The organism is Leifsonia sp. HAY1-4F (assembly GCF_056755275.1).
The window spans coordinates 1-2977 of sequence record NZ_JBNDHX010000181.1; the positions used below are offsets into that span (position 1 = coordinate 1).

General features: G+C 67.3%; 4 protein-coding genes. 3 read left to right on the forward strand and 1 reads right to left on the reverse strand.

The annotated features are described in order from the left end of the window. Positions 1 to 211 precede the first annotated feature (211 nt). Positions 212 to 1144 carry an ABC transporter ATP-binding protein gene (locus ACPYOG_RS18970; protein WP_481295694.1) on the forward strand — a complete coding sequence of 311 codons (933 nt, stop codon included), beginning with the start codon at positions 212 to 214 and terminating at the stop codon, positions 1142 to 1144. Continuing rightward, a complete protein-coding gene (locus tag ACPYOG_RS18975; RefSeq protein WP_481295695.1) occupies positions 1141 to 1956 on the forward strand; it encodes an ABC transporter permease in 816 nt (271 codons plus the stop codon). Before ACPYOG_RS18970 ends, ACPYOG_RS18975 begins: the two co-directional genes overlap by 4 nt. Before the next feature lie 98 nt (positions 1957 to 2054). On the opposite strand, the gene ACPYOG_RS18980 is transcribed toward ACPYOG_RS18975, so the two are convergent. After that, complete coding sequence (locus ACPYOG_RS18980; protein WP_481295696.1) at positions 2055 to 2222, reverse strand: hypothetical protein; 168 nt, start codon at positions 2220 to 2222, stop codon at positions 2055 to 2057. A gap of 376 nt (positions 2223 to 2598) precedes the next feature. Here ACPYOG_RS18980 and ACPYOG_RS18985 point away from each other — a divergent pair. Then, positions 2599 to 2977: substrate-binding domain-containing protein (locus ACPYOG_RS18985; RefSeq protein ID WP_481295697.1), on the forward strand; the 379-nt coding region annotated here is incomplete at its 3' end.

Sequence of the window (2977 nt, forward strand, 5' to 3'; positions counted from 1 at the left end):
GGAAACAAGCGCACTGCCAAATTGATGGCATCCGGTGAGCTGATGTCCAACGGGTTCGATGCGATCAGTATCCCGTACACGCGGTTGCACGAGCAGAATCTGGCTTTGGACAAGCTCTTCGCCACCGACGACGCAACGGACTTGATGATCTTGCTCGCCGACAGCACACGCTGAACGCGTCGCCGGATGGCCGGTGCGGGATGATGTGCGTATGTCAACTTCTGCGGCCGTGGTGGTGCGCGGTCTCCGCAAGTCCTACGGGGCGTTCGAGGCCGTCCGCGGCATCGATTTCGAGATCGCCGAGGGCGAGACGTTCGCGCTGCTCGGCCCGAACGGCGCCGGCAAGAGCACGACGATCGAGATCCTCGAGGGCTACCGGGATCGGTCGGCCGGCGAGGCCTCGGTGCTGGGCGTCGACCCGGGCACCGGCGGCACGGCATGGAAGGCGAGGCTCGGCATCGTCCTCCAGTCCGGCTCGGAGGCCGCGGATGTGACCGTCCGGGAGCAGCTGGCTCAGTTCGCGCGCTACTACCCGCAGGGCAGGGACGTCGACGAGGTCATCGCCGCGGTCGGCTTGGAGGACAAGGCGAAGACGCGCATCCGCAACCTGTCGGGCGGCCAGCGGCGGCGGGTGGATGTGGCGCTCGGGATGGTGGGGAGGCCCGAGCTGCTCTTCCTCGACGAGCCGACGACCGGGTTCGACCCGGAGGCCCGGCGGCAGTTCTGGGAACTGGTCCGATCGCTCAAACGCGAGGGGACGACCATCCTGCTAACCACCCACTACCTCGACGAGGCGGCGCAGCTCAGCGACCGCGTGGCCGTGATCGCGCACGGGTCGCTGGTCGACATCGGTGCGGTGGACGAGATCGGCGGCGCGTCGGCGCGCGTGCCGATCGTGCGCTGGCGCGACGCGGCCGGAGCCCTGCGCGAGGAGCGAACGCAGACTCCCGCCGCCGTGGTGACTCGGCTCGCTGCGGAGGCCGGAGGGGAGCTGCGCGACCTGGAGGTGGTCCGCCCGAGCCTGGAGGACATCTACCTCGGACTGGTGCGCGAGGCCGACGAACGCGCCGGCTCGGCTCGCGGGTCGGCGCCCGGGACGGCCGGCGACGACCCGGCGACCGGAGCCACGGAGGCGGCGGCATGAGCGCCGTCGCGCTGGGATGGTCCCGCATCCGCTACGAGGTCCTAATCTACTTCCGTCAGTCGGACACGATCTTCTTCACGTTCCTGTTCCCCGTTGTGATGCTCGGCATCTTCTCAGTCGCGTTCCAGGGACTGGGCAACGTGGGAGCCGCACCCGACGGCAGCGGCGGGATCACCCAGGCCGCCTACTACCTGCCGGGGATGATCGCGGCCGGTATCCTCCTCAGCGGCGTGCAGAACCTCGCGGTCGACATCGCCGTGGAGAAGAGCGACGGAACGCTCAAGCGGCTGGGCGGCACACCCCTCCCGGTCGTGTCCTACTTCCTCGGCAAGATGGGGCAGGTCATCGCGACGAGCATCCTGCAGATCCTGCTCCTGCTGCTGATGGCGCATTTCGCGTTCGGCGTCGCGCTGCCGACCGACCCGGAGCTGTGGCTGCGGTTCGCGTGGATCTACGCCCTCGGGATCGTGACGTCGGCGGTGCTCGGGATCGCGTTGTCCGCGGTGCCGCGCACCGGGAAGAGCGCGACAGCGGTCATCATCCCGATCGTCCTGGTGCTGCAGTTCATCTCGGGCGTGTACCTGCGGTTCAGCCTGCTGCCGGTTTGGCTGCAGAACATCGCCGGCATCTTCCCGCTCAAGTGGATCGCGCAGGGCATGCGCAGCGTGTTCCTGCCCGCGAACTTCGAGTCGGCCGAGCCGAGCGGCAGCTGGCAGCTCGGCTGGATCGCGATCGTGCTGCTGATCTGGCTGATCGCGTGCCTCGTCGCCTCCCGCCTCACCTTCCGCTGGATCCGGAAAGACGGCCGCTGAGCGAACGGCGCCTGTCTGCTGCGGTTTGTAACGATTGCGGTCGCTCGCCCCGCCGCACACGTTCCACAGGCACGCACTCGCAGTGGCGCGGGTGGGAGCTAGGCGGGCTCGGCCTCGCCCTCGCCGTTGGACTGGATCAGGACCGCGCGAGGATCCGCAGCGAGCGCGGCCTCGTGGTAGCGGATCCAGGAGGCGATCTGCAGCGCCGACGGCTCCCGGCCTTCGGAGACCGCTGCCGCGATCTCGTTCGCGTACAGGTCTCGCATCTGTTCAGCCTGACGACGAATCGGCATCGGTCCTCCCCTTCGAGCACATCGACGCGCTCACTCCAGCATCCCGAGGAGCAACGCTACCCCCGCGGCTCTGCCTCAGCTGCGCCCGCGACAGAGTACCGCGCCCGTACCGGCTGCGACGCGGGATGCGCCTGTCACCACCGGCCAGCAACACGACATCGTCAGAATGTTATCCCTCACAAAATGGGCACTTCCGCGCTTCTGGGGAACCCCGACCCTGATAGATCCTGCCCGTCACCCCCACCGCGTTACCTAATCGTTACCGTCCAAAGGTTGCTCTTGAACGCAATGTGAAGGCTAACATTACGACGAGCCGGCGAGGTCCGGCACCCGAACGAGGAGGTTTGGCATGAAGAAACTTATGGGCGCCGTAGCTGCCCTGGGGCTGATGGCCGTCGCATTGACGGGATGCTCGGCAGGCGGAGCAGGCGCAGCGGGCGGAGGCGATGGCCACAAAGTCATCACCGTCGGCTTCGCGCAGACCGGATCCGAGAGCGGCTGGCGAGCGGCCAACACCCAGTCGATGAAAGAGGCGTTCTCGGCGAAGAACGGCTTCAAGCTGATCTTCAACGCGGCTGACAACAAGCCGGAGAACCAGATCGCCGCAGTGCACAGCTTCATCAACCAGGGAGTGGACGCGATCGTGATCGCCGCCGTCGTCACCACCGGTTGGGACGATGTCCTCAAGGAGGCGAAGGACGCCAAGATCCCGGTGATCCTCGAAGACC